A 22,626-nucleotide genomic window follows, 5' to 3' on the forward strand; every position below is an offset into this window, starting at 1 on the left:
TTTAATGGATTATCTTACAAGACATGGGCTTTTCGGTTGGAATGTCCAGCCTGGAATCAGATATTGCATTCCTACCGCATCATTCCGTGTCCCCAGGCATTTCTCCTTATAGAGCTGATTGGCTTTCATGATCTGTTCCCTGTCGATCTCAATTCCTAATCCTGGTTTCTGTTCGATTTCTATATAGCCGTCTTGTATTTTCATAGGCTCTTTTGTCAGTCTCTCCTGTCCCTCCTGCCAGATCCAATGTGTATCAATTGCATTTATATTTCCTGGAACTGCTGCCGCAGTCTGTGCCACCATTGCAAGAGAAATATCAAAATGGTTATTAGAATGTGCTCCCCAAGTCATACCGAATTCCTTGCATATCTGTCCCACTCTCACGGAACCTGACATAGTCCAGAAGTGCGGATCTGCAAGAGGAATATCCACCGCCTGAAGCGTTATAGAATGCCACATCTGTCTCCAATCTGTAGCAACCATATTGGTTGCTGTAGGAATCCCTGTAGCATGGCGGAATTCTGCCAGAATCTCTCTTCCAGAAAAAGAGCTTTCCTCTCCACATGGGTCTTCACAATATGACAGAATTCCCTGCATATTTTTGCACAATTCTACCGCATTTTTCAAAGACCAGCACCCATTAGGATCCAAAGTTATTCTCGCATCAGGAAATGTTTCCTTCAATGCTCGGATAATCTTTATCTCCTCTTCTCCTTCCAGCACTCCCCCTTTTAATTTGAAATCTTTAAATCCATATTTGTCCTGCGCCGCTTTCGCCAAGGCAACCACCTGTTCCGCCGTCAGCGCTTCTTCTCGGCGTAGACGGTACCACGCGCACTTTGCCTCTGTTTCTTCTATATATTCTAAATCTGTCTTTTTTCTGTCTCCTACAAAAAACAAATATCCCAACACAGGGATTTTATCTCTAACCTGCCCGTCTCCTAAAAGAGCTGCCGCAGGTACGCCAAGATATCTTCCTAATAAATCCAGGTACGCCGCTTCTATTGCTGCTGCTACATGCACTCCCGTACGCAGGTCAAATGTCTGTACTCCTCTCTGATCATTATCATCTTTTAACAAGGCTTTTATTTTTAACATCGTATTTTTATATCTGCCAATACTGCTGCCCTCAACCAATGTCTTTACTTTTTCTAGTCCCCTCGTGATCCGTTTTCCACCCGGAACTTCTCCAGCGCCTGTATTTCCTTCACTATCTGTAAGAAGAACTATATTTCTAGTAAAATATGGACCATGTGCTCCACTTAAGTTCAACAGCATGCTGTCTCTTCCCGCCACAGGAAAGATTTCCATTTTTTCAATTACAGGTATCATCAGTACCATCTCCTTTTTATTCTTTTTCAAACTGTCACTGCCAGATTTACACTCTGGGTCATTATAGAAACATACACCATACCGGAATCGTAAAGAGAGATAAAATTGTAGAGAATACTACACACTCCGTCGCAAATATATAATCGCTGTGATAACGCGCAGCCAGATAGGAAGTGGCGCTTGGTGCCGGCATTCCAGACAGAAGAACAGATACTCCCGCCACAACACTGTCTAGCTGTAACAGCCTGCAGGAAAGCCAAACTATCATAGGAATGACTACCAGGCGTATCGCACTGTACAAGAACAGCTTCATATGGAATAATTCACGAATACTTTTCACCTCTGCAAGAATCGTCCCGATCAAAAGCATCGAAACTGGTGTCAAACAATTGCTGGCCGACTGTAAACTTTGATCTATAATCATTGGCAGCTTTATCTCAGCAGCCATAATAATGATTCCTATATATACAGACACAATACAAGGATTTGTTAAAACTCTTTTTATCATCTGTTTCTTATCTGGTTTACTCGTAAAAAAGGATAATCCCACGGACCATGTAAATATTCTCTGCGGTATCAGATAAACAGACGCATACATCACTCCTGTCATACCAAACACCTCTTGTACGATCGGTGTACCTAAAAAGCCTGCATTGGAACATACTGTTGCATACTGCATGGGTTTCCGGTAGACATTCTCATATTTCCAGTAGGTCACGTGGGCAAATACCAGACTAACACACTGTACTAAAAAAGCGATGACTAAAACCAGCAGCAACTGATGCAATATTTTCTTTTCGAATTCTATATAGAAAGAAGTAATAATATTGCAAGGTAAAATAACATCTAAGATCAGCTCTGTCAGCACACCTTTTGTTTCTTCCGGAATATATTTTTTCTTTCGCAGGAATAGTCCCGCCACCATGAATAAAAACATAACTCCCTGCAATCTTAATAGCGCTTCTACTTTCACGAATCGTTCCATCCTCTCTGTATCTTCTTACAGCATCGTTCCGGACGATTTACTGCATAGAGAGGTTGTTTTCCTGTCAGCACTCTGTGTATTTCCTGCGCGGCGGTCAAAGCCATCTGCTCCATACATTCCACTGTATTCGACGCCATATGAGGAGTAACAAATATTCCCGGTGTCTGGAAAAGCTTTCCTTTTATATCCGGCGGTTCTTTCGCAAAAACATCTACCGCTGCTCCTCCTATTCTTCCTTCTTTCACCGCCTCTGCCAAGGCTGTTTCATCCACCACGCCTCCTCTTGATACATGAATAAGGTATGCTGTTTTTTTCATCTGCTTAAATTCTTCCCTTGAGAGAAATTTCTGGTTTTCCTTAGTTCCTGGAATATGTACAGTAATCACATCTGATGTAGCTAAAAGTTCCTCCTTTGTAACACAGCGTACATACTCTGGTACAGTCTTCCCTTCCGGTCTGGGAACATAAGCCTTTATCTCCATGCCGAATCCATAGTAGGCTCTTTTGGCAACTTCCCTTCCAATATTTCCTAGTCCTAGGATTCCTAATATTTTTCCTTCCAGCGTACTCCCCTTACATCTGTTTTTATAAGTAAAATCCCCTCCCCGCAACGCCTGACTACATGCTTCCATATGTCTGGCGCACAGAAGCATAGATCCTACTGTAAATTCTGCTACCGGAACACTTGTAACGAAAGGAGTATTTGTCACGTAAATTCCCTGTTTCTCTGCTTTTTTCCAATCCACATTGTCATATCCCACCCCATGGCGCGCAATGATACGCAGATTTACTGCCTCCTGAAACAGTTCTTCTTCAAAGGACATGGTACGGAGCAAAACCGCAGAACACTCCTTCAATGCTTTACGCAATATAACGCTGTCTGTTGTGTCCGGTTCCACTAGTTCATATCCACAATCCAGCAAATATTGTCTGCCTTTTTCAGCCACTGCCTGCGGAATCAATATTTTTTTCTTTCCTTCCATATCTGTCTCCTTTATTCCAGCTTTCTTAATACTGGAGCCTTGAGAATTCCCGTTCTCTTTAATTGATATTCATAAGCCCAGCCCTCCTCCGTCGTTCTCCATGTATTTGGTTCAAAATACGTCTCCTTTTCATCACAGTCATGTACCGCACCAAATGTATTATTTCGATTACCATATACTTTTACTGAGATTTGATATTTTTTCTCCTGTTTAATTTGAAAAGTACAAGTATATGGAGAGCAAAAAATGTTCCCCACACTTTTTCCATCTATAAAAATTTCCAGCAGATGCCCTCGGTACTTCGATACTTCTATCTCATACTTTCCTGCTTTTAATTCTTTCTCAAATATATATAACGTATTGCCGCCATAAAAAGGCATACCCTGGTTTACAATATCTCCCCAGTATCCTTCTCTTTTCTCCGGGATAATCGTCGAAATCTTCCCATCCTGCCGTACATGAAATTCTCCCAACAGATACACCGGCTCCAGATTTACCTTTTGTGTGTATGCGACCAGTATTCGTAATTCATGGATACCTGCCTGTATATGAGGAAGCTTAACTTTTGAAATACACGTGTCTACAAAACTCCCGTCTATTTTCTTAGCTACCTGTTTTCCATCAAGAAAAATACACATAGCCCCTATATCCTCCATTGCAAGATATACTGTATCCAACTCTACCTCACTGGCAAACTGATATACTAATTCCAGATGGTGAGGCTCTGCGCCTTCCTCCTCCCTAACCGTATAAGGCTGTGCCAAAGCAGCACGCCTATGGGGCCATCCTATGAGCGTTCTGCATGCATTGTCCAAACGCAAAATCTCTTCTTCCGCATTCATTTCCCCTGTATCTAGTTTCCATTTTGCTATGTCCATAAGCAATACATTCGGCTCTTCTCTTTCTATTTTCACCTTTTCGCAGAATAAATCTTCTCTCGACAAAATTTTCTGCTTTTTTTCCAGTATTAATTCGTTCTTTGTTTTTTCCTTCGCTGGAGACAATTGCAGCAGGAGACTATCCTGTTCATATAAGGTATAAAGAAATTGGGTTTCTCCATTTTCATGTCTTACAGATAATTTTTGTTTTTTCCCTGTCATAGAATCCAGAAGAAGAACATCCCATATTCCTTTAATAGAAACTTTTACATCATCCGGCAAAACCAAATCCTCATTTTCACATGCCCTCCCATTCGCAATAAACACATATCTCGTGTCTCCTTCTTCTCGCATCTGATAGAGGTATTTGAATGTACGAATGCCATTCCAGTCCTTCTTTTCATTCGGTTTCTTTAAATGCTTTGCTCCAAAATAATGCATATCTACTATTCTGTCTTCTTCCAAAGCCTCTAAAATTGCATTTTTAGAAAACTCTGCCTGCCGGCACAATTGTGCAAACTTTACAATCTCATTTGAACTTTCTGCATCTAGTAATTTAGGAATCTCTCCTACAAAGATAACATTCTTTCCTCTATCTTTTGCTTCTTTCAACATAGAAAGAGTAGAACTTCTCAGAGTTTTACACCCCGGAACTAAAATAGTGTCATATTCTATAGCGCCAAATTTTCCATTTTTCCATAGTGCAGGTACCGAATCCTCGGATATAAAGTCAAAATCTATCAGTCCAAAAAGCAGCCATTCTGTCAGTTCCATAAATCTATTGTCCAGTTCTTCTCTTATCTGTTCTGTCTGCTTATTATTTCCACAATATAGCCAACAAGATTCGATCGGATGTATAACCCCTACTTTTACCAAAGGTTCTCCTTTATCCATAATATAATTTACCCTTGCAAAGTGATCCTCTATCAGATGGTATTTTTTATACCAGGGTGACTGAAAACTGATACTTGCCGGATAGTCTCTCTTTGCTTCCCCTGCCATGCTCATCCAGGCAAGATGGTGTACCCTTACATTAACTCCCAGGGCAGCCTGCCAGTCTCCTTGTAATTTGTGCTTTCTGAAATCAAAATCCCAGTTTGTAACACCATATAATTCACTCAGAACTTTTTTTCTTCCTCTTTGATGTGCTACACTTTCTGCCTGTTTTGCAGTTGTATACTCTCTCTGATCACTTAGCATATCAATCCCCGGAATCTGAAAACTCCGCAAAGCCCGCATTGCTTCTCCCACAGCTTGCGTCTGCCAGTATAACCTAGGCTCCATCATTACATGGCCACAGAGTGAAATACCGTGGTCCTCACACCATTTTCCTATCTGGTCTCCATATGCTTCAGCAAAACGCTCTGCTATATGGTTATGATAATAATAACGGAAACTAGATATCTGGTTATTCGGAAGCTCCCATAAAAGCTCGGGAATATGTTCTAAAAAAGACACCTTATATTCTTCTTCAAATGTTTCTGCAAAATCTTGCGTATACGGCAGTATCACATCCTGTTTCGAAAATGGATCTGACAGACATTGTTTATGTACAAACTGAGGTTCATCCGTAAAGATAGCCGGAACCCTCTCGCCAAAATAGCCCCTCAGCTTTTTGTAATAGGCTTCATATGTCACGTCAATAAATTTGTGAATCGCCTCTGAATTTAATGTATCTACGTAAGAAGCGTTATTATACCAAGGATTATCATAAGCGTATTCCATGTACACATACCATTTCTCCCATCCTTCTTTTTCTTCCGCCTCTTTTGTGCACGGTTCATACGCTTCAAGATACCCTTGTTCTGTAAGTTTTATATAAAATGCCGTGCAGAATATTCCGTCGCCATGAGCAGTAGCCGCTGCTCGTGAGCCATACACAGGTTCTGGGAATATCCTCTCCTCTTGTACAAATGGCGTGACTACCAGATATTTACTTCTATATGCTTTCTCCTGTGTTACTTTTCCACCTCCATATCCAGAAGGCCATCTGTCCTCATCATAAAGATAACAGTACATGTCTTTGTCTTCCGCATACTTGGCACTTTCTTCTACATAGGTCATGTATTCCTCTCCCAGATATTCTGTATCTAGTCCAACCCTGCTATGTATGCAAAATCCTCCCATGCCCATTTCTTTGAATACATCTATCTGCGGACGAATTTTATTTTCTTCTATTTTCGTGTTCCAACTCCAAAAGGGAATCCCTCTATACTGGCTGCCTGGTTCATAAAATGTCGTCATATTCTTTCTCCTCCATTATATGTCTGCTATTTCTATATTTTTTAACCTTTTACTGCTCCTGCTGTAATAGAGCGCACAAATGTTTTCTGTGCACACAAGTATAAAATAACAAATACAATAGCGCTTACAGTAAGTGCTGCAAAAATTGGTGTATATCCTAAAACTGAAGTCCTGTCTCTTAATGAAGCAATTCCTACAGACAGCGTATATTTTTCCGATTCACTGATTGATACCAGTGCCCACAAATATTCATTCCATGAACTCATTCCACCTAGAATTGCAAGCGTCGTAAGCATAGGCTTTACCAGAGGTACTATCATTTTAGTCAGCAGTCTGGCCGTACTACAGCCATCGATACGTGCCGCCTCCGTAATCTCATTCGGTATATTATCCATATAATTTGTCAGAAGGACAAGACCCAGAGGTGCAAACCCTTGATAATACGGAAATACAATTGCAGGAAGTGTATTCTGTATTCCCAAATCTATGATCTGCAGGTACATCGGAATCAGTATGATTGGTGTCGGGATTAACATATTTAATAAAATCATGTAATAAAAAAACTTTTTAAATTTCATCTTAAGCTTCGAGAACGCGAATGCTGCCAATGTAATAAATACTACATCTACAGCGACTGTTGCTGCTGTATTTATAACTGTATTTTTTAAATAGACACCAAGTTTTCCCTGTGTAAAGGCTGCAATATAATTATCAAAGGAAATAGAAGAAGGCAGTGTCCATATGCTGGATAAAAACTCTCCTTCTGTCTTAAACGACTGTAGCAAAACCCAGATCAAAGGATACAAAGAAATGCAGGCATAAAACAGAACAATACAAAATACAATAATTTTCCATGGTTTTCTCTTTTTCTTTTTCATGCTTCCTCCTTCTTTCTGGAACTTTTAATAATTTGCGATATAATTGTGACACCAATAAGCATCAGCATCATAACTATAGACGCTGCCGTTGCAGGTCCAAATTTTTGTTTAGAGAACGCCTCTCTATATACATATGAGGTCACCACTTCACTGGCTCCTCCCGGTCCGCCCTGGCTCATCGTCCATACAATATCAAATGCCCTTAGATCATTCGTAACGCGCAGAAGCATCAGGGTTAAAAATGTTGGCTTCATATAAGGAAGAATAATATGCCTTATTTTTTGCCAGCCATTCGCTCCGTCTATATCAGCCGCTTCTAGATAGTCCTGAGGCAGAGTCATAATATTGGCATACATAATAAGCATATTAAATGGAATTGTCTTCCATATCCAGGTAACAATAATGGAAGGCAGCGCCGTGTCTGCTTCTGACAGCCAGGCGTGTGCCAGATTCCCCAGCCCTAACATATCTAATATTTGATTGAGTGGTCCGATCGACGGATCATAAATAATTCTCCAAATACATCCCACCACAACTGTAGAAATCAGATACGGTATAAATAAAGCAGCATTAAATCCATTTCTGAATTTAATTCCCCGAAAAAGAACATAAGCCAAAAAAAACGCAATCGTCATGGAAAACAAAATATCCAGCCCGATCATTTTCGCTGTATTCCAAAAAGCCGTATGAAATTTTGTATCTCCCAATACTTCTATATAATTAGAAAGTCCGACAAAATTTGTCATCTCCCCATAACCTTTATATTTATAAAGGCTGATCCGAAATGCATTAAAAAGCGGTATATATAAAAAGATACAGAGAACGGCTATAGTGGGAGCTATCAGTAAATAAGCAGGTATACTTTCCTTAATATCTCTTAAAAACTTTTTCATATCTTCTCCTTTCTTTTGTGATTAAAAAAACGGTGCAGAATTTTTCTTTTCTGACACCGCTTTTTCATCTCTAAACAAACTGCTGGGATTTTTTACTGATTTGCCTCTAAATAGTCATCATACAGTGTCTGCAGTTCATCACATACATAATCCAAGTCATATGTTCCATTCAAGTAATTTGGTATCAGGTCTGACATAAACGCTGTTTTTATCTCTGTAGAAACTGTAACAGGCACATAAATATCGGGTATAAAACCATTTGCGGAAGCTGCTTCAAATGCTTCTAAAACTTCCTGTACTTCTGGTTCCTTTTCTACCCCTTTCAAACCAGATACCGTATATTTAAGAATAGGGTTTGTATTATAATTTGTCCTTGAAGTCACAAATTTTAAAAACTCAAGCGCTTCATCCGGATATTCTGTTTCTGCATTTATTGCCCAAATATTTGATGAACCACCAAGGCTTCTCGCCGGAAGATCTGCGATCCCTGGGAATGTGTAAGTAGCCAGCTCCATATTATCCGGTGCATTTTCCATAATATATTCGATTTTGCTTGGAGTAATAAGAATCTGTGCTAGTTTCCCCTGAATAAACATCTGCTGTACCGCTTGTAAATCTGCTGTCATAGCATTCTCCGGCAAATAACCGCTATCCCACAGTTCTTTATATGCTTCCATTCCCTGCCTTACCGATTCGCTCTGGAACGTCATACTTCCGTCCTCAAAGTTCTTTCCTTCCTCTTCCATTTCTTCACGGCAGTATTGATCCCAGAACAACCTCGGCCACCAGTCCACACAACTGTTATTCTGCTGTGCAATTGCCGTGTATCCTGCATTTTTCAATACTTCACAATTGTTGATAAATTCTTCCCAGGTTGTTGGTACTTCCAACCCCAACTCATCATAAATAGCCTTATCATACAGCACAGCTGTCGTTGTCAATGCAAACGGCACTCCATAGTCACAGTCGTTTTCGTCGCCAGTCGCCATAACTGCCATATCTTCCAGATTCTCAATCAATTGAGCATCATAGGTCTCTCTCCAGCTCATATCCCCTTCATAAGCATCACTCTCCAGAGCATCTTCTAAATTCATCAGAAGCCCATCCTTAATCTGATCTGTATAATATCCCGCCTGTGTCCAAAATACATCCGGTATTTCATCGGAAGATGCCATGGCTGAAAATTTTGCAGAATAGTCTGTCGCAGGTACGTATGTAAAATCAATCTTAATATCCGGGTTCTCCTCCATAAATAGATCCATTGTCTCCTGCCCGCATATTTCCATTGTAGATAAAACTCTCAGTGTAACTTGCCCATCCGCATTTTCTGCAGTTTTTTCTTCTGATTCTTTTGATCCGCATCCAGCCGCCAGAGTTACTGTCATAATACTGGTCATTAGAAGCGCAATCCATTTTCTTTTCATACACTTGCCTCCTTCATTCATCCTTTGAACAGTTCCGGAAAATGTTCTATATTTATGATTTAATTATATAAATTTATATACATTATGACCAATATTTAATTTTGATTGTTCCATTACTTTTATCAATATTAGTAATATTCAATACCATACTTTTATCTAGATCAAAACCTTCTAATAGATATGTTTTGTCCATTTTGTACACTTGTTATATGTGTATGTTTATACTATACTCAACATAGAATAGAGAAAGTATCTTTATACACGTAACGCCACAGAAAGAGGGTAAAATGGAAATGTCAATACAATACAAAAGCTTCGCAATAATAAACTTGTTTCTTGGGATAATATTTCAACTGTATGCAATCTATTAAATTGTCAGCCTGGAGATATTGTGGAATATATACCCGATGAAGAATAACCATAACGCAACTGTCAACACTCTCCACGAAAGGATGTGTTACCATGCCATTACCACAGCAGAACAGCCAGCACACAATTGATGATATCTATGCACTGCCGGATGGACAGCGGGCAGAGCTGATAGATGGTCAGATGTATATGATGGCGCTGCCGACACGGAAACACCAGCGGATTACATTAGAGCTTTCAACCATCATCAACAACTACATCAAAAACAAGGGCGGATCCTGTGAGGTCGATATTGCCCCATTTGCCGTCTTTCTGAACGAAGATGATAAAAACTATGTCGAGCCGGATATCAGCGTTATATGCTCACCCGACAAGCTCACAGACAAAGGCTGCACAGGCGCGCCGGACTGGATCATTGAGATTGTTTCCCCAAGCAGCAGGCGAACAGACTACTATACCAAGTTATTCAAATACCGCACTGCCGGTGTTCGGGAATACTGGATCGTTGATCCTGAAAAGAACAGAATTATGGTCTATTCCTTTGAGTCCGATGATACCGCAGAATATACTTTCTCTGAGGTTGTCAAAGCCGGAATTTATAATGATCTGGAGATTGATTTTAACACCATAGCTCTCTAAACTATTGCCGCTTCCGCACCATTGCGGAGGCGTTTTTTCCTCTTTGCAGGGTGCAATATCACACAATCAGAGTATAAGAAAACCAACCATCTGCGGTTGGTTAGCAACTACTATTCCTCCATTTTTGAATATTTGATTTTTGTAAATTTAAATTTTTTAATTTGTAGAGGTGTAAAATGTACAGTGAATTACTGGGATATAAAACCAATGATGAAAAGGTATATATTTGCGAAAACTACTATAGATAAACATGAACTAACTACTTTTTTATGAAATATCCCACTCTAAAAAAGAAGTTATTAATGATTTTGTTCAAAGGCGAATAAGCCTATTGAATGGCCAATGTGATTTTCATTTTGAAGTTCTCCCCGATCATACCTGATTCTTTGGAGCTTGCTGAAAAATTATATCTATATGACAATCTGCACCCTAGTAACCTTATTCGCTTTCAGGATATCAAAATTGAATTTGTAACGCAAATCCCTCAGATCAGCTCATATCAGAATTTAAAAAATATTTAGGGAACAAATAACACATAAGGCACCCTGTCCTCCACGGGATAGAGTACTTTTCTATTTCACTGTGGGTAAATTGTGGGTACGGCTTGAATTTCAGTTCTCTCCATGATATACTAATCCTCGTTGTAAAGCCCATCAAAACCAAGGTCTATAGGGCTTTCTGCGAAAAGGAATCGTGTGTTCGAGACCTTCCACACGTAAAACAAAACTAAAGGAGAACAAAAATGAAAAATCTACAGCAAACCAAAGTGCTTTTTATGGCACAGGCGGCTATGATTGCCGCTATCTACACCGTACTCACACTGCTTGGCGCATCTTTTTCCTATGGAGAAGTCCAAGTCCGTATCTCAGAGGCACTGACCATTCTTCCAGTATTTACCCCTGCGGCAATTCCAGGACTGTTTATCGGCTGTCTGCTCAGTAATATTCTTGGTGGATGCATCATACCAGATGTTATTTTCGGCAGTCTGGCAACTTTGATCGGTGCGTTTTTTACATGGAAAATCCGCAATCTGAACAAGTTTCTTGCCCCTCTTCCTCCGATTGTCTCCAATATTTTGATCGTACCCTTCGTACTGAAATATGGATACCAGCTTCCTTTTCCCATTCCGTTTATGATGCTGACAGTTGGAATCGGAGAAATTGTTTCCTGCGGTGTTCTCGGAATCGTACTTTATACAGCATTGAATAAATATAGACATATTTTATTCAGAAGCAAGTTTTAAAAATAAATCCAGACAAAAACAAAGCTTTCGTATACGGAATAAAGGCTTCTCTTTTTTATAAAGCCTTTGTTCTCTGTAACGAAAGCTTTGCTTATATCTTTTTCTTTTAGAAAAAATATCAGGAATAATTCCTCAGAAGGAAGAACACACTATCATGGACATTCCCTACAGCTTCTCCTCATAACTGCGTACTTCTTTTCGGACGACCTCATTACGGTATTTACACGGGCACTGGCTTTGATGTAGGTGCCGTCTATAAACAAACTTTCTACATCAAGAAAACCGATTCAATACTTTCGCGCCCCAAATCGCTATAAAATCTTTCACTTCTTCCAAACTTACGATTATAATTCTCTAGCGATATCATATGCCGCCCAGATGGCATCCATCACATTTGTCGGCCGCTTTGCATCGCCGATCAGATATGTGTGCTCTCCTTTGATTTTCTCGTACAGTCTGTTATCCGGTATATATCCCACGGATACAATGATGTGGTCCGCTGCGATCTCATGTTTAACTGCCATCCCCTGCGGTCCTAATGCAAACATCAGTTTTGCCCGGTTCGCCACATTAGGATAATTCTTTACGGTCTCAGTGATGATCGCTTTTCCATCTTTGTATTCATCTACCACGGCATTTTTTATCACCTTCACTTTATAGTAATCAAGAATTTCCATCAGCATATTATAATTTGCCGCTGATAATCCGAATGCGTTGAGGATCGTCTCCGTCATCTCCACTAGCGTTACTTTTTTCCCTTCGCGTGCGTACAGATAAGCGATCTCGCAGCCTGTAAGCCCGCCTCCGATGATGAGGATATTCTCTCCTTCCTCCTTCACGCCGCCTTTTCTCAGAGTTTCGCATGCATAAGTCACATTCGCAGCGTCAAGCCCCGGTGTATCAAGGCGCCGTTCTCTCGCACCCGTAGCTATAAATATCTCATCATAGCCTTTTGTCATCTCTTCTGTTACTTCCGTATTCATGTGGACATTGATTGGAAGCTCTTTCATCTGTCTTTTATACCATGCAAGCAGCTTCTTATCATCATCTTTAAAATCAGGCGTTGCCGCTGCCACGAACACTCCGCCCAGACTGTCTGTCTTTTCATACAGATCCACCTCGTGTCCCCGCAGTGCACATACTCTTGCAGCTTCCATTCCGCCTAATCCGCCACCCACGACCAGAACCTTTTTCTTCGTTTTGGCAGGTGTCAGTGCATAACTCTTTTCACGTCCGCATGCCGGGTTCACGGCACAACTGATGTCCTTCCCCTGGAAAATACGTCCCAAACATCCCTGATGGCATGAGATACATGGGCGGACATCCTCCAGCCTGCCTTCATAAAACTTTTGTCCCAGTTCCGGGTCAGCCAGAAGCGGACGTCCCATTCCCATGATGTCGATTTTTCCTTCTTCGATCGACTTTTCTGCAAGATCCGGATCGTCAAAACGTCCCGCACAGACAACCGGTATGTTTACCGCTTTTTTTACTTCCGCCACGTCAGACAGGTTACATGCTTTCGGCATGTACATCGGCGGATGCGGCCAGAACCATGAATCATAACTTCCATTGTCACAATCCAGCATATCATATCCATACTTTTCCAACAGTTTCGCTACTTGGATCCCTTCTGCCAGATCACGTCCCTTTTCTTCAAATTTCTCCCAAGGAAGTGCTCCTCTATTGTAGTCTTTTACATAACTGCGGACGCTGTATCTGACTGAAACCGGAAATTCTTTCCCACATTTTTCTTTGATGGCTTCCACGATCTCTTTTGCGAATCTAAGACGGTTTTCAAGACTTCCGCCGTATTCATCCGTCCTTTTATTGTAGAAAGCGATCGCGAACTGGTCAAGCAGATACCCTTCGTGGACTGCGTGTACTTCCACTCCGTCTCCTCCCGCCTGCTTTACAAGATACGCTGCCTGAGCAAAATTCTCTACATATTGCCTGATTTCTTCTTTCGTGATCCCTCTGTTGATCAGCGTCGGATCCCATACATTCTGGATCGGAGCAGGCGCCGGAAGCATTTTCCATTCAACCTCACTCTTTATATTTGCCGCACGTCCAGTCATTGCCGTAAACTGGATAAAGATCTTGGAACCATACTTATGTACCCCATCGGTGAGATAACGCATTTTTTCTATATATTCCTCCGGGTAGTTGACCGGATTTCTTCCCGGCATAGGGATGATGGGTACTACTCCTGTGACGATCAGACCGGTACCACCTTTTGCTCTCTCAATATAGTAGTCCGCCCCGTCCTTTGTATATGCTCCTGTCTTTTGGTCTAAAAGACGAGGGGAGAATACTCCCATCGGCATCATTGCAATACGGTTTGGCAGTTCTGTACTTCCCACTTTGATCGGTGAAAACAAATGTTGATACTTAGTTCCCATAGCAAACTCCTTTCTTGTCTCTTCTGAGACTTCTTTCAACCTTTTGTTAAGATTATAACACTAAGACTGCTTAAATTCTATTGTCACAGAATACAATTCGCCGAATATTATTTTGTTAAAATTGACGGTTAAAATTTCATTGAATTATTTTTTTCTGCGTGATATGCTGTTTTTAAATATACTCCAGACACGAGGTTACGCTATGGAAATAAAAACAAACCGCCAGAGGCAGGCTCTGGAAACAAAACAAAAAATCTTTTCCTGTGCAGTCTCACTTTTTGCCCAAAAATCTTTCGAAAATGTTACCGTACAGGACATCTGTACCAAAGCTGAAGTATCTGTCGGCGCTTTTTATCATCACTTCAAAAGTAAGGAGAATATTTTAGACGAAGGATACCGATTATTTGATGATGAATCTGAGACCGCATGGTATTCGGGCCATCCGGATTCACCTTTGGATTCCGTACGCTTTCTCGTGTCAGCGCAGGCACACTCCATGGAAAAGCTCGGTGCTCCCGCGGCGCTCCAATATTTCAAGAACCAGCTTTCCAGCAGAGAAAAATACATCCTCGACACACAGCGTTTTTTTTATCAGACCATTAAGTCTTGTGTAGAGCAGATGCTTTCAGACTCTATTCTTAACGGTGACCCTTCTGTGATTACAGAGGATATTCTTTCCGGGACGCGCGGCATCATATATGACTGGTGCCTGCACAGTGGTTCCTATGACCTCACGGAAAAAATACTGCGTATCACTGATATGGTGCTCCATTATTATTCCTATTAAATTTAGACACAGATTTTTTTAATCATCTTTCTGACCGTCCTGCCGGTTCAGAACCTGCAAAAAAACGGTTCGCGGTGACATGTCCACGAACCGTTTTGTCTACAGTCTGAGGGATAAATTCCTACTCTGCTATCAATGTACATAACCAATAAATGTATTTCCGCTGCCATTTGCCATAGCTTCCATATCATTGACGCTCACCGTATTTTCTTCTCCTGTATCCGGATCCACATAAGTCACATCTGTTGTAGTATACCCTGTCAGTAGAATGGCATGGCTGGAATCTGTCAGCGCGATAACCGGACATCCCTTATTGATCACATATAGTACCTGATTCAAGGTACAACCTGTCAAGTCTATCTTTTTCGCCTCCGGAGCATACTCCTCCATATATCTTTCGCAAGCTTCTAAAGAAGTCTCTCCTTCTCCTTTTTCAAATGCACCTGCTTCTGTATAGTAGACAAGATCTCTGTTCCCTTTTTCCCATATATATGTCTGATTGGACGAGATTACGACTCCAGAGACCTGCTCCGCCTTTTGAATTGCATAGCCTGCTTTATCATATACGGCTACTAATTCGCCTACGCCGTACACATAGAACTTCTCCGATTTACTCTTGTCACTTAGACTAATTGTAATTGGACGCTCCTTCAAGATCTGGTTTGCACGAAGAATTTTCGGAGACTCACTTTTCAACTCTTCATTAAATGTAAACCTTATCTGCGTCTCTTTTAAATCCGTTACGACCGTTTCAAGAGTAACCTTTCTGTCCTTTCTTTCTTCATTATTTGTAATATAATCCGGACTTGTTGCATGATAAACATCCTCGTTTTTTACAACCCGATTAATCGTCACCAGATTTTCTTCCACAAGAATATCCGAAATAAACGTCCCTTCAGCGGAATAATTTTTTACTGCTTTGTTTTCAACATCGCGAATTTCCAATTCATACATTGGAGCTATCTCTTCTCCGGATACTGATTTTCCAGAGTCCTCGGGATGAAGCTTACCATATATAAAATCATTCGCGACAAACCCCAGTGGACGAATCGCATCTCCTTCCGGCGCTTCAATCGTATACTCGTCTCCTGTTGATAAATTTTGAACTTTTATTTCTGTTGCACTGTTCAAAGAGCCGCTGGTCTGGTATGCAAGCAGATGTCCGTCCTCCGATACAGTATATTGACCTTCCTCCAATTCCTCTGCCAATACAGTCTGTTTGTCATTGTCCAGATTTATCTGATACAAGGTACCTCCTGCCAGTACAAACAGCAATTCCTGTTCCTTGTTGTAGTATACCATTTTGCCAAACTCATCTTCCGCTATTGCAAATGATTTCGTACTTGGGATAAACGCCTTTTCTTCTACCGCATTTTTCTTGCTGCTGTACTGATAAACAGCGACCCCGACTTCTCCCTCATGCATCCCCCGATTCATATATCCATATACTGCGAATACGGTATCTCCATTGTTCTCCATACTTATAATGCGCACTGCATGCTGGTCATTCCTGCTGCGCACATCATACCCTTCCTTATTTGCAAAACTAAATACCTGAGAAAGTTCGTCTTTTTCTCTGTTATAAATCCACAAATCTCTCTCCTGTACAAATGCAAGTATTGTTCCATCGCTGTTTGTCTCATACGGAATGTCGCCTGAAGCGATTCCTAATAAAATCCCATTCTTATCCAACACATTCTGCGTTCCGTCAAACACTTGATTCATACTGCGGTTATAATCCAATAGATACATTTCCTCTTCGCTTAACCGCACTCGGAAAAATTCTTTTATATTATACGTTTCTGCCGCCCCTGTATCTCCGGTACAAGTCACCTGATATTTTGCGAGGATCGATGTATATACTGTATTGCTTTCCTTGATACTCCATTCTGTCTCTCCGGAAATCTGCGGCGCTAAATCTCCCCATAAAATATGCGTAATGTCAGAATGAATATTTACCGTCTGGTATGTGGTATTGTCACTCGTCTCATCTGGTTCAAGGTAACTGTTCAGTTCCTCTGCATTTGCCTCATCAAACGTCTTATTGTGGAAATCCTGGGCAAATTGTATGCACTCCTTTATTGAAAGCTCATCCTGCCTTTCTATACGCGTATAGTAATAACTTTCCCCCTCTTCTGTCGCTAAAATGATACGTAAAACTGCTTCCTGCACATTTTCATCCAATGCTCCGCTTAAGTCCAGCGTCATCTCATTTTCCTGAATATCTTCTGCCTCGCCTGTTTTATACACCTCTTCTCCGTCCAGTGAATAAACCTCATACTTTACCTGCTTTACGGGTATTTCTCCGGTTTGAATCCCCATAGTAAGGGACTGATTTACATCCAGAGGAGTAATCGTATCCCGCATTGCAGTAATATCCATCTCTTCTACATAACCAGACAGTGTATTGACTGTATATCCTTCTACTGTAAAATATACCCGCGGAAGTGTAGGATCCCCTAAATCCACAGTAGCATCGTCTGTACCTCTATTTATAATCAGGCTGCTGATCACAAGCGCCGCCAGAAAAACAACAGACAGCACTCCCGCCTTTATCAGTCTTTTCTTCATTTATTTCTCCTTCTTACTGTTAAGCAACTTACCCAGAACCGGATGTACACAGAGCAATTCCTCGCAGCTTCTGATTTCATCACCGGCTTTTGTCTCTTTGCTGTTTCCATTTCTCTGCTTCCTTTGCACTGCACGTATCAAGATGTTCTTCGGTGTATGCTCCATGTCAATAAACTCCAATATCTGCGTCTCATATCCTTCTCGTTCCAGATATTTTGCCCTAAGCCCGTCTGTGACTAGCGCCGCCATACGCTCTTTTAAAAGTCCATAATCCAGAATCGGACTAAGCGCTTTGTTCTCTATCTGTCTGTTTAATTCATGCTGGCAGCATGGTACAGAAAGAATCACCTTCGCATTCCATCCGACTGCCTTTGCCAGTGCATAGTCTGTAGCCGTATCACAGGCATGAAGCGTCACAACCATATCTATAGCAGTCACACCCTCATAATCCGCAATATCCTCCTTCAAAAATGACAGCTTCTTATAGCCATATTTCTGTGCTAAAGAACTGCAATGTTCAATCACTTCTGTTTTCAGATCCAGTCCTATAATTTTTATGTCATATCCTTTTAATTCATGCAGATAATAATAAATTGCAAACGTCAGATAAGACTTGCCGCATCCAAAATCTAAAATCGTTATTTCCCTATCCTTATCAAGCTGGGGAAGAATATCCGCGATAAATTCTAAAAACCGGTTAATCTGGCGGAATTTGTCGAATTTTGCATGTACAATTTTACCTTCCTTTGTCATCACTCCCAAATCTATCAGAAACGGGATTGCCTTTCCTTCCTCCAGTATATATTTTTTACTTCTGTTATGAGAAAAATCCATCTGCTGCAAATTATCTGCTGCCTTTCTTTTTTGTACAGTTACTTTCCCTTTTTTACTCACAAGCACTGTATACTCCATCATTTTGCTTACCATCTGCATCTGTTTGAATTCCTTCATATAAAAGAGTATCTTTTCCAACGCTTTTTCGGCGCTTAAATTTTCGTGAAATACTTGTGTCTTTGTATATGCCTCAAACTGGAAGTAAAACGCGTCTTTCTTTTCAATCGGACGTACCTTTACCTTTCGTATTCCCTCTTTTTCTCTTGGATTACTTATCACAGCGCGAATAAAATTTCTATCTAAAACATTTTCTAATATCTTACCCAAATGTTCCATATCTGACACCTCTTAGAACCTTTTGCTACAATTATACATTGTAAAGCAATCTGTTAAATCCCGCAACATTTAAAACAGATGCCTTTGGACTGACGCTTCCGTTTCTGTGAGAAGTTGCTTGACGTAGGGACGGTATACCGATACAATGAGAACAGAAGAAAGGATGATAAGAATGGACTTGCAAACATATCTGGATACAAAAGGAATCAGTAAATACCGTCTGTCAAAATTAAGCGGTGTTCCCAAAACCACTATCATGGATATATGCTCCGGGAAAAGCTCTTTGCAGAAATGCTCTGCGAAAACTATCTGGCAGCTTGCAAAGGCGCTTCAATGTACAATGGAGGACATTCTGGCCTTTGAACAGAAAGAACCTGTCTATGATGAAGAAACCGGGCTTCCTGCAAACCGGGAATATCTGGAACGGGGGCTGCCGCCTTATCTGCAAAATTCCGTTAAACAGATGTGCGCTTCCTGGGCGATTGAGGACAGCGGACAAACGGATTACCATTGGGATATTGCATGGAGTGAGTTAAACGCGGATATTAACGCTGCAGAATCCGGGCAGGAAATTTCTCCGGAACAGGCGTGGTATCTGCGAGAAAAATATTTAAGGATAAAACGAGGTGACTGTGTATGATTGATTTTACCAACCTCCCTGTGCGCAACAAGGCGTATGCGGGGGCCAACGGAAGCAAGATCTCCGTAATTTATAACGGAGAACAATATATGCTGAAATTCCCCTCTCCGGGATTAAAATAAATGGACAGAAAATCCGGTACTTTGATTTTCTGTCTTCCCTGCAGAACAAAGACTGCAACAAGGCGCTGAAGCGGATTCTTCCAAAGATCGATATGGAGAAAATAGATAAAATCGTGGACGAAACCCCGTTTCTGTCTAATCTGCAAATCTCCTTTTATAAGACCATGCTAAAGGAACGCAAAGAACGGATTTTAGATTTTTCTTACCAGAAACTTTTAAAACGAGAACGTGCAAGAACACAGGAGCGTTAAGCTTCCTAAAAATAAAATTATAAATTTTATCAGAGCCGATGGGAACAATCCAGTCGGCTTTTTCCATTTTTACCTCTCTCCCCGAGCTCCGGACAATCATGCCATGTTTTCCTAATCTACAAGGCAGGGGAATTAATCGGGATATTTGGGGCTTTTGTATATAAACATTTTATACTTCCACTAAGTCCTGTTCAATCAGGAATCCTTTTTGTGCCAGCATTTCTTCTATCATATCCAGTGTTTCCTCGCTGTCTGCTTCAACGGTATGATAATGATAATTGGAGGTAATATTCTTCAGAGGACTGGATTTTCCACTCTTAATATCATCTAAAAACCGAAGCGCCGTCCGGCGGGATGTAATATTAAGCTCTGCCTCTAAATGCCCATAAACTCTATGATTTACCATGACATTTATAATCCTGCCTCCCAGATCTACAATTGAAAACAGTTCTTCTTCCAGCTGTTCATCTGTATGCTGAACCTTAAACGTCCGGCTCACACGATAAGGCTCATTCAAAATATATCCCCTGTTCGTAGAAATAATATCATGTCCTGCCGCACGTATCAGAGCAATGTCCTGCACAATTACCTGACGACTCACATGATAATCGGATGCCAGTCTTTTTCCGGACACAGGAACACCACTTTGTTTAATTTGATCCACAATTGCATTTCGTCTTTCCTGTCCAGTCATCTGTTCTTTTCCTTTCCTTACTTATATAATACTTTTCTATACTGCATGCAGGTTTTTCAGAGAAACATCCAGAATTGGCGCTGAATGGGTCAATGCCCCGCTGGAAATATAGTCTACCCCCAGATTTACAATTCTGCTGATGTTCTCCTTTGTTACATTTCCAGAACACTCTGTCTGTGCTCTGCCGTCTATGATTTTGATCGCCTCTGCCATATCCTCTGCCGACATATTATCCAACATAATGATGTCTGCTCCTGCCTCAACCGCCTCGCGTACCATATCCAGATTTTCTACCTCTACCTCTATTTTTCTTACAAACGGTGCGTATTCTCTTGCCATCTTTACTGCTTTTGTTACACTCCCTGCTGCCCCGATATGATTATCTTTTAGCAATACTCCGTCTGACAAATTATAGCGATGATTGTATCCGCCTCCTACACGCACTGCATACTTTTCAAAAATTCGCATATTCGGGGTCGTCTTTCTCGTATCCAGAAGCTTTGTTCTGCTTCCTTCCAATAAGGCTGATACTGCATGTGTATAGGTAGCAATACCACACATTCTCTGAAGAAAATTCAATGCGACTCTTTCTCCGGATAAAAGTACCCGTATATCACCGACTACCTTTCCCATTCGCTGCCCATTTCGTACTTCTTCTCCGTCTTTGCAATAAAATTCTACTTTCGTTTCTGCATCCAAAAGCTCGAATACCCTTTTGAATACATCCAGCCCCGCTACAATACCATCCTGTTTGCAGATTAATTCTACTTCTCCTGTTACAGCCTCCTTCATCACTGCATTTGTGCTTACATCCTCACTGGAAATATCTTCTTTTAATGCTTCTAATATCAAATGGTCTGCCTGAAGCGTCATTGTAATCTTATTCATTTTTTCTTTCCTTTCCTTCTATACACTTAAAGAAACTTACGCACTCTCTTTTACTTTCTGTCTGTAACACTCTATAATTTTCTGCGCTGCGCGCTTTGCAAAAACAAGGCTCTCCAGCAAGGAATTACTCGCCAGCCGATTTGCACCATGCACACCGTTACAGCTCGTCTCTCCAACGGCAAATAGCTGTTCCATCGATGTCCGGCTATTTGCATCCACCCAGATTCCGCCCATAAAATAATGCTGTGCAGGAACAACCGGTATACATTCCTTTGTCACATCATAGCCTTCTTCCAGACAGTGTTCATATATATTCGGGAAATGCTTCAAGATCGTCTCTTTGTCAATCTTTTCCATAGAGAGCCATACATGCTCTGTACCGTCTTTTTTCATCTGCTCACGAATCGCCTTTGTTACTATATCCCGCGGAAGCAATTCGTCTACAAACCGTTTCTTATCTTTATTATACAGTACTGCTCCTTCTCCTCTGACAGACTCGGAAATCAAAAATCTTCTTCCTGGCTTCTTCGAATATAAAGTAGTCGGATGAATCTGTACATAATCCAAATTTTCCAGACGTATTCCATGCTTTTTAGAAATCTCCACCGCGTCTCCCGTCAGGTGTGGAAAATTCGTAGAATGTTTATACAGACCGCCAATCCCGCCACTCGCCAGAATAGTGTAGTCTGCATAGATCTCTATTTTTCCCCATTTCTCATTGACAGCATATACCCCCGCACATCTCCTGTTTTTTTCTATAATATCTGTCATAGTAGTGTACTCGAAAATCTGAACATTTTCAAGCTTTTTTACTCTCTTAAGCAGTTTTCCCGTAATCTCTTTTCCTGTAATGTCCTCATGGAAAAGTATGCGCGGCCTGGAGTGTGCCCCTTCTCTTGTATACACAAATTCTCCATTCTTCTTTTCAAATTCAACACCGCTGGCAACCAGATCTTCAATAATTTCCCTAGAACTTCTTATCATAATATCGACAGATTCTTTCCTGTTTTCATAATGTCCTGCTTTCATTGTGTCCTCAAAATATGCGGCATAGTCATTCTCGTCGTGCAGTACGCAGATTCCTCCCTGTGCAAGGAAGGAATCACTGCTTTCTATATCTGATTTTGTCAGCATGATAACCTGTTTATCCAAAGGTAAATTCAGAGCGCCAAACAGACCTGCCACCCCTGTACCCACAATTACCACATCAGCCTTTAATTTCATCTTCTTATCTCC

The 22,626-nt window shown here is 41.0% G+C and carries 19 protein-coding genes; 5 read left to right on the forward strand and 14 right to left on the reverse strand.

Annotated features, from left to right (window positions below):
• Positions 1-9: 9 nt before the first annotated feature.
• From ACZ5C4_RS18190 to ACZ5C4_RS18220, 7 genes are all read right to left on the reverse strand, one after another.
• Positions 10-1,332 carry an enolase C-terminal domain-like protein gene (locus tag ACZ5C4_RS18190; RefSeq protein ID WP_464522235.1) on the reverse strand — a complete coding sequence of 441 codons (1,323 nt, stop codon included), beginning with the start codon at positions 1,330-1,332 and terminating at the stop codon, positions 10-12.
• A gap of 61 nt (positions 1,333-1,393) precedes the next feature.
• Positions 1,394-2,305 (reverse strand): AEC family transporter, encoded by a 912-nt coding sequence (locus ACZ5C4_RS18195; protein ID WP_464522236.1) that lies wholly within the window; start codon positions 2,303-2,305, stop codon positions 1,394-1,396.
• Complete coding sequence (locus tag ACZ5C4_RS18200; protein WP_464522237.1) at positions 2,302-3,300, reverse strand: hydroxyacid dehydrogenase; 999 nt, start codon at positions 3,298-3,300, stop codon at positions 2,302-2,304. Before ACZ5C4_RS18200 ends, ACZ5C4_RS18195 begins: the two co-directional genes overlap by 4 nt.
• Before the next feature lie 11 nt (positions 3,301-3,311).
• Positions 3,312-6,422 (reverse strand): hypothetical protein, encoded by a 3,111-nt coding sequence (locus tag ACZ5C4_RS18205; protein ID WP_464522238.1) that lies wholly within the window; start codon positions 6,420-6,422, stop codon positions 3,312-3,314.
• 41 nt (positions 6,423-6,463) lie between these two features.
• Positions 6,464-7,300 (reverse strand): carbohydrate ABC transporter permease, encoded by an 837-nt coding sequence (locus ACZ5C4_RS18210; protein WP_464522239.1) that lies wholly within the window; start codon positions 7,298-7,300, stop codon positions 6,464-6,466.
• Positions 7,297-8,193, reverse strand: coding sequence for a carbohydrate ABC transporter permease (locus ACZ5C4_RS18215; protein ID WP_464522240.1), 897 nt, complete (start codon positions 8,191-8,193; stop codon positions 7,297-7,299). The genes ACZ5C4_RS18210 and ACZ5C4_RS18215 overlap by 4 nt, the downstream gene beginning before the upstream one ends.
• Before the next feature lie 92 nt (positions 8,194-8,285).
• Entirely contained in the window at positions 8,286-9,617 is a 1,332-nt protein-coding gene (locus ACZ5C4_RS18220; RefSeq protein WP_464522241.1) for an ABC transporter substrate-binding protein, read from the reverse strand.
• A 304-nt stretch (positions 9,618-9,921) separates the two neighbouring features.
• On the opposite strand from ACZ5C4_RS18220, the gene ACZ5C4_RS18225 reads away from it, so the two are divergent.
• The 3 genes from ACZ5C4_RS18225 (at position 9,922) to ACZ5C4_RS18235 (ending at position 11,868) form a co-directional block, all read left to right on the forward strand.
• A complete protein-coding gene (locus tag ACZ5C4_RS18225) occupies positions 9,922-10,035 on the forward strand; it encodes a helix-turn-helix domain-containing protein (RefSeq protein ID WP_464522372.1) in 114 nt (37 codons plus the stop codon).
• 44 nt (positions 10,036-10,079) lie between these two features.
• A complete protein-coding gene (locus ACZ5C4_RS18230) occupies positions 10,080-10,625 on the forward strand; it encodes a Uma2 family endonuclease (RefSeq protein WP_464522242.1) in 546 nt (181 codons plus the stop codon).
• 742 nt (positions 10,626-11,367) lie between these two features.
• Positions 11,368-11,868: a QueT transporter family protein gene (locus ACZ5C4_RS18235; protein ID WP_464522243.1), complete on the forward strand. Its 501-nt coding sequence runs from the start codon at positions 11,368-11,370 to the stop codon at positions 11,866-11,868.
• 344 nt (positions 11,869-12,212) lie between these two features.
• On the opposite strand, the gene ACZ5C4_RS18240 is transcribed toward ACZ5C4_RS18235, so the two are convergent.
• A complete protein-coding gene (locus tag ACZ5C4_RS18240) occupies positions 12,213-14,267 on the reverse strand; it encodes an oxidoreductase (RefSeq protein ID WP_464522244.1) in 2,055 nt (684 codons plus the stop codon).
• Positions 14,268-14,469: 202 nt separating this feature from the next.
• Between ACZ5C4_RS18240 and ACZ5C4_RS18245 the strand changes: the two genes are divergently transcribed.
• On the forward strand, positions 14,470-15,054 hold the full coding sequence (locus tag ACZ5C4_RS18245) for a TetR/AcrR family transcriptional regulator (RefSeq protein ID WP_464522245.1): 585 nt from the start codon (positions 14,470-14,472) through the stop codon (positions 15,052-15,054).
• Between the two features lie 132 nt (positions 15,055-15,186).
• Here ACZ5C4_RS18245 and ACZ5C4_RS18250 read toward each other — a convergent pair whose 3' ends face one another.
• Together ACZ5C4_RS18250 and ACZ5C4_RS18255 are read right to left on the reverse strand one after the other, a co-directional pair.
• Complete coding sequence (locus ACZ5C4_RS18250; protein ID WP_464522246.1) at positions 15,187-17,625, reverse strand: C39 family peptidase; 2,439 nt, start codon at positions 17,623-17,625, stop codon at positions 15,187-15,189.
• Entirely contained in the window at positions 17,626-18,795 is a 1,170-nt protein-coding gene (locus ACZ5C4_RS18255) for a class I SAM-dependent methyltransferase (protein WP_464522247.1), read from the reverse strand.
• Between the two features lie 172 nt (positions 18,796-18,967).
• On the opposite strand from ACZ5C4_RS18255, the gene ACZ5C4_RS18260 reads away from it, so the two are divergent.
• Entirely contained in the window at positions 18,968-19,435 is a 468-nt protein-coding gene (locus ACZ5C4_RS18260; RefSeq protein WP_464522248.1) for a helix-turn-helix domain-containing protein, read from the forward strand.
• 257 nt (positions 19,436-19,692) lie between these two features.
• Here the strand turns inward: ACZ5C4_RS18260 and ACZ5C4_RS18265 are convergent, their stop codons facing one another.
• The 4 genes from ACZ5C4_RS18265 to ACZ5C4_RS18280 all read right to left on the reverse strand — a co-directional run bounded on the left by ACZ5C4_RS18265 (position 19,693) and on the right by ACZ5C4_RS18280 (position 22,614).
• Positions 19,693-19,875, reverse strand: coding sequence for a hypothetical protein (locus tag ACZ5C4_RS18265; RefSeq protein WP_464522249.1), 183 nt, complete (start codon positions 19,873-19,875; stop codon positions 19,693-19,695).
• Between the two features lie 102 nt (positions 19,876-19,977).
• Entirely contained in the window at positions 19,978-20,502 is a 525-nt protein-coding gene (locus ACZ5C4_RS18270) for a 3H domain-containing protein (RefSeq protein WP_464522250.1), read from the reverse strand.
• A gap of 36 nt (positions 20,503-20,538) precedes the next feature.
• Entirely contained in the window at positions 20,539-21,390 is an 852-nt protein-coding gene (gene nadC, locus ACZ5C4_RS18275) for a carboxylating nicotinate-nucleotide diphosphorylase (protein WP_464522251.1), read from the reverse strand.
• A 36-nt stretch (positions 21,391-21,426) separates the two neighbouring features.
• Positions 21,427-22,614, reverse strand: coding sequence for an L-aspartate oxidase (locus ACZ5C4_RS18280; RefSeq protein ID WP_464522252.1), 1,188 nt, complete (start codon positions 22,612-22,614; stop codon positions 21,427-21,429).
• Between the last annotated feature and the right edge of the window lie 12 nt (positions 22,615-22,626).

It is taken from the genome of Mediterraneibacter flintii (genome assembly GCF_055387595.1).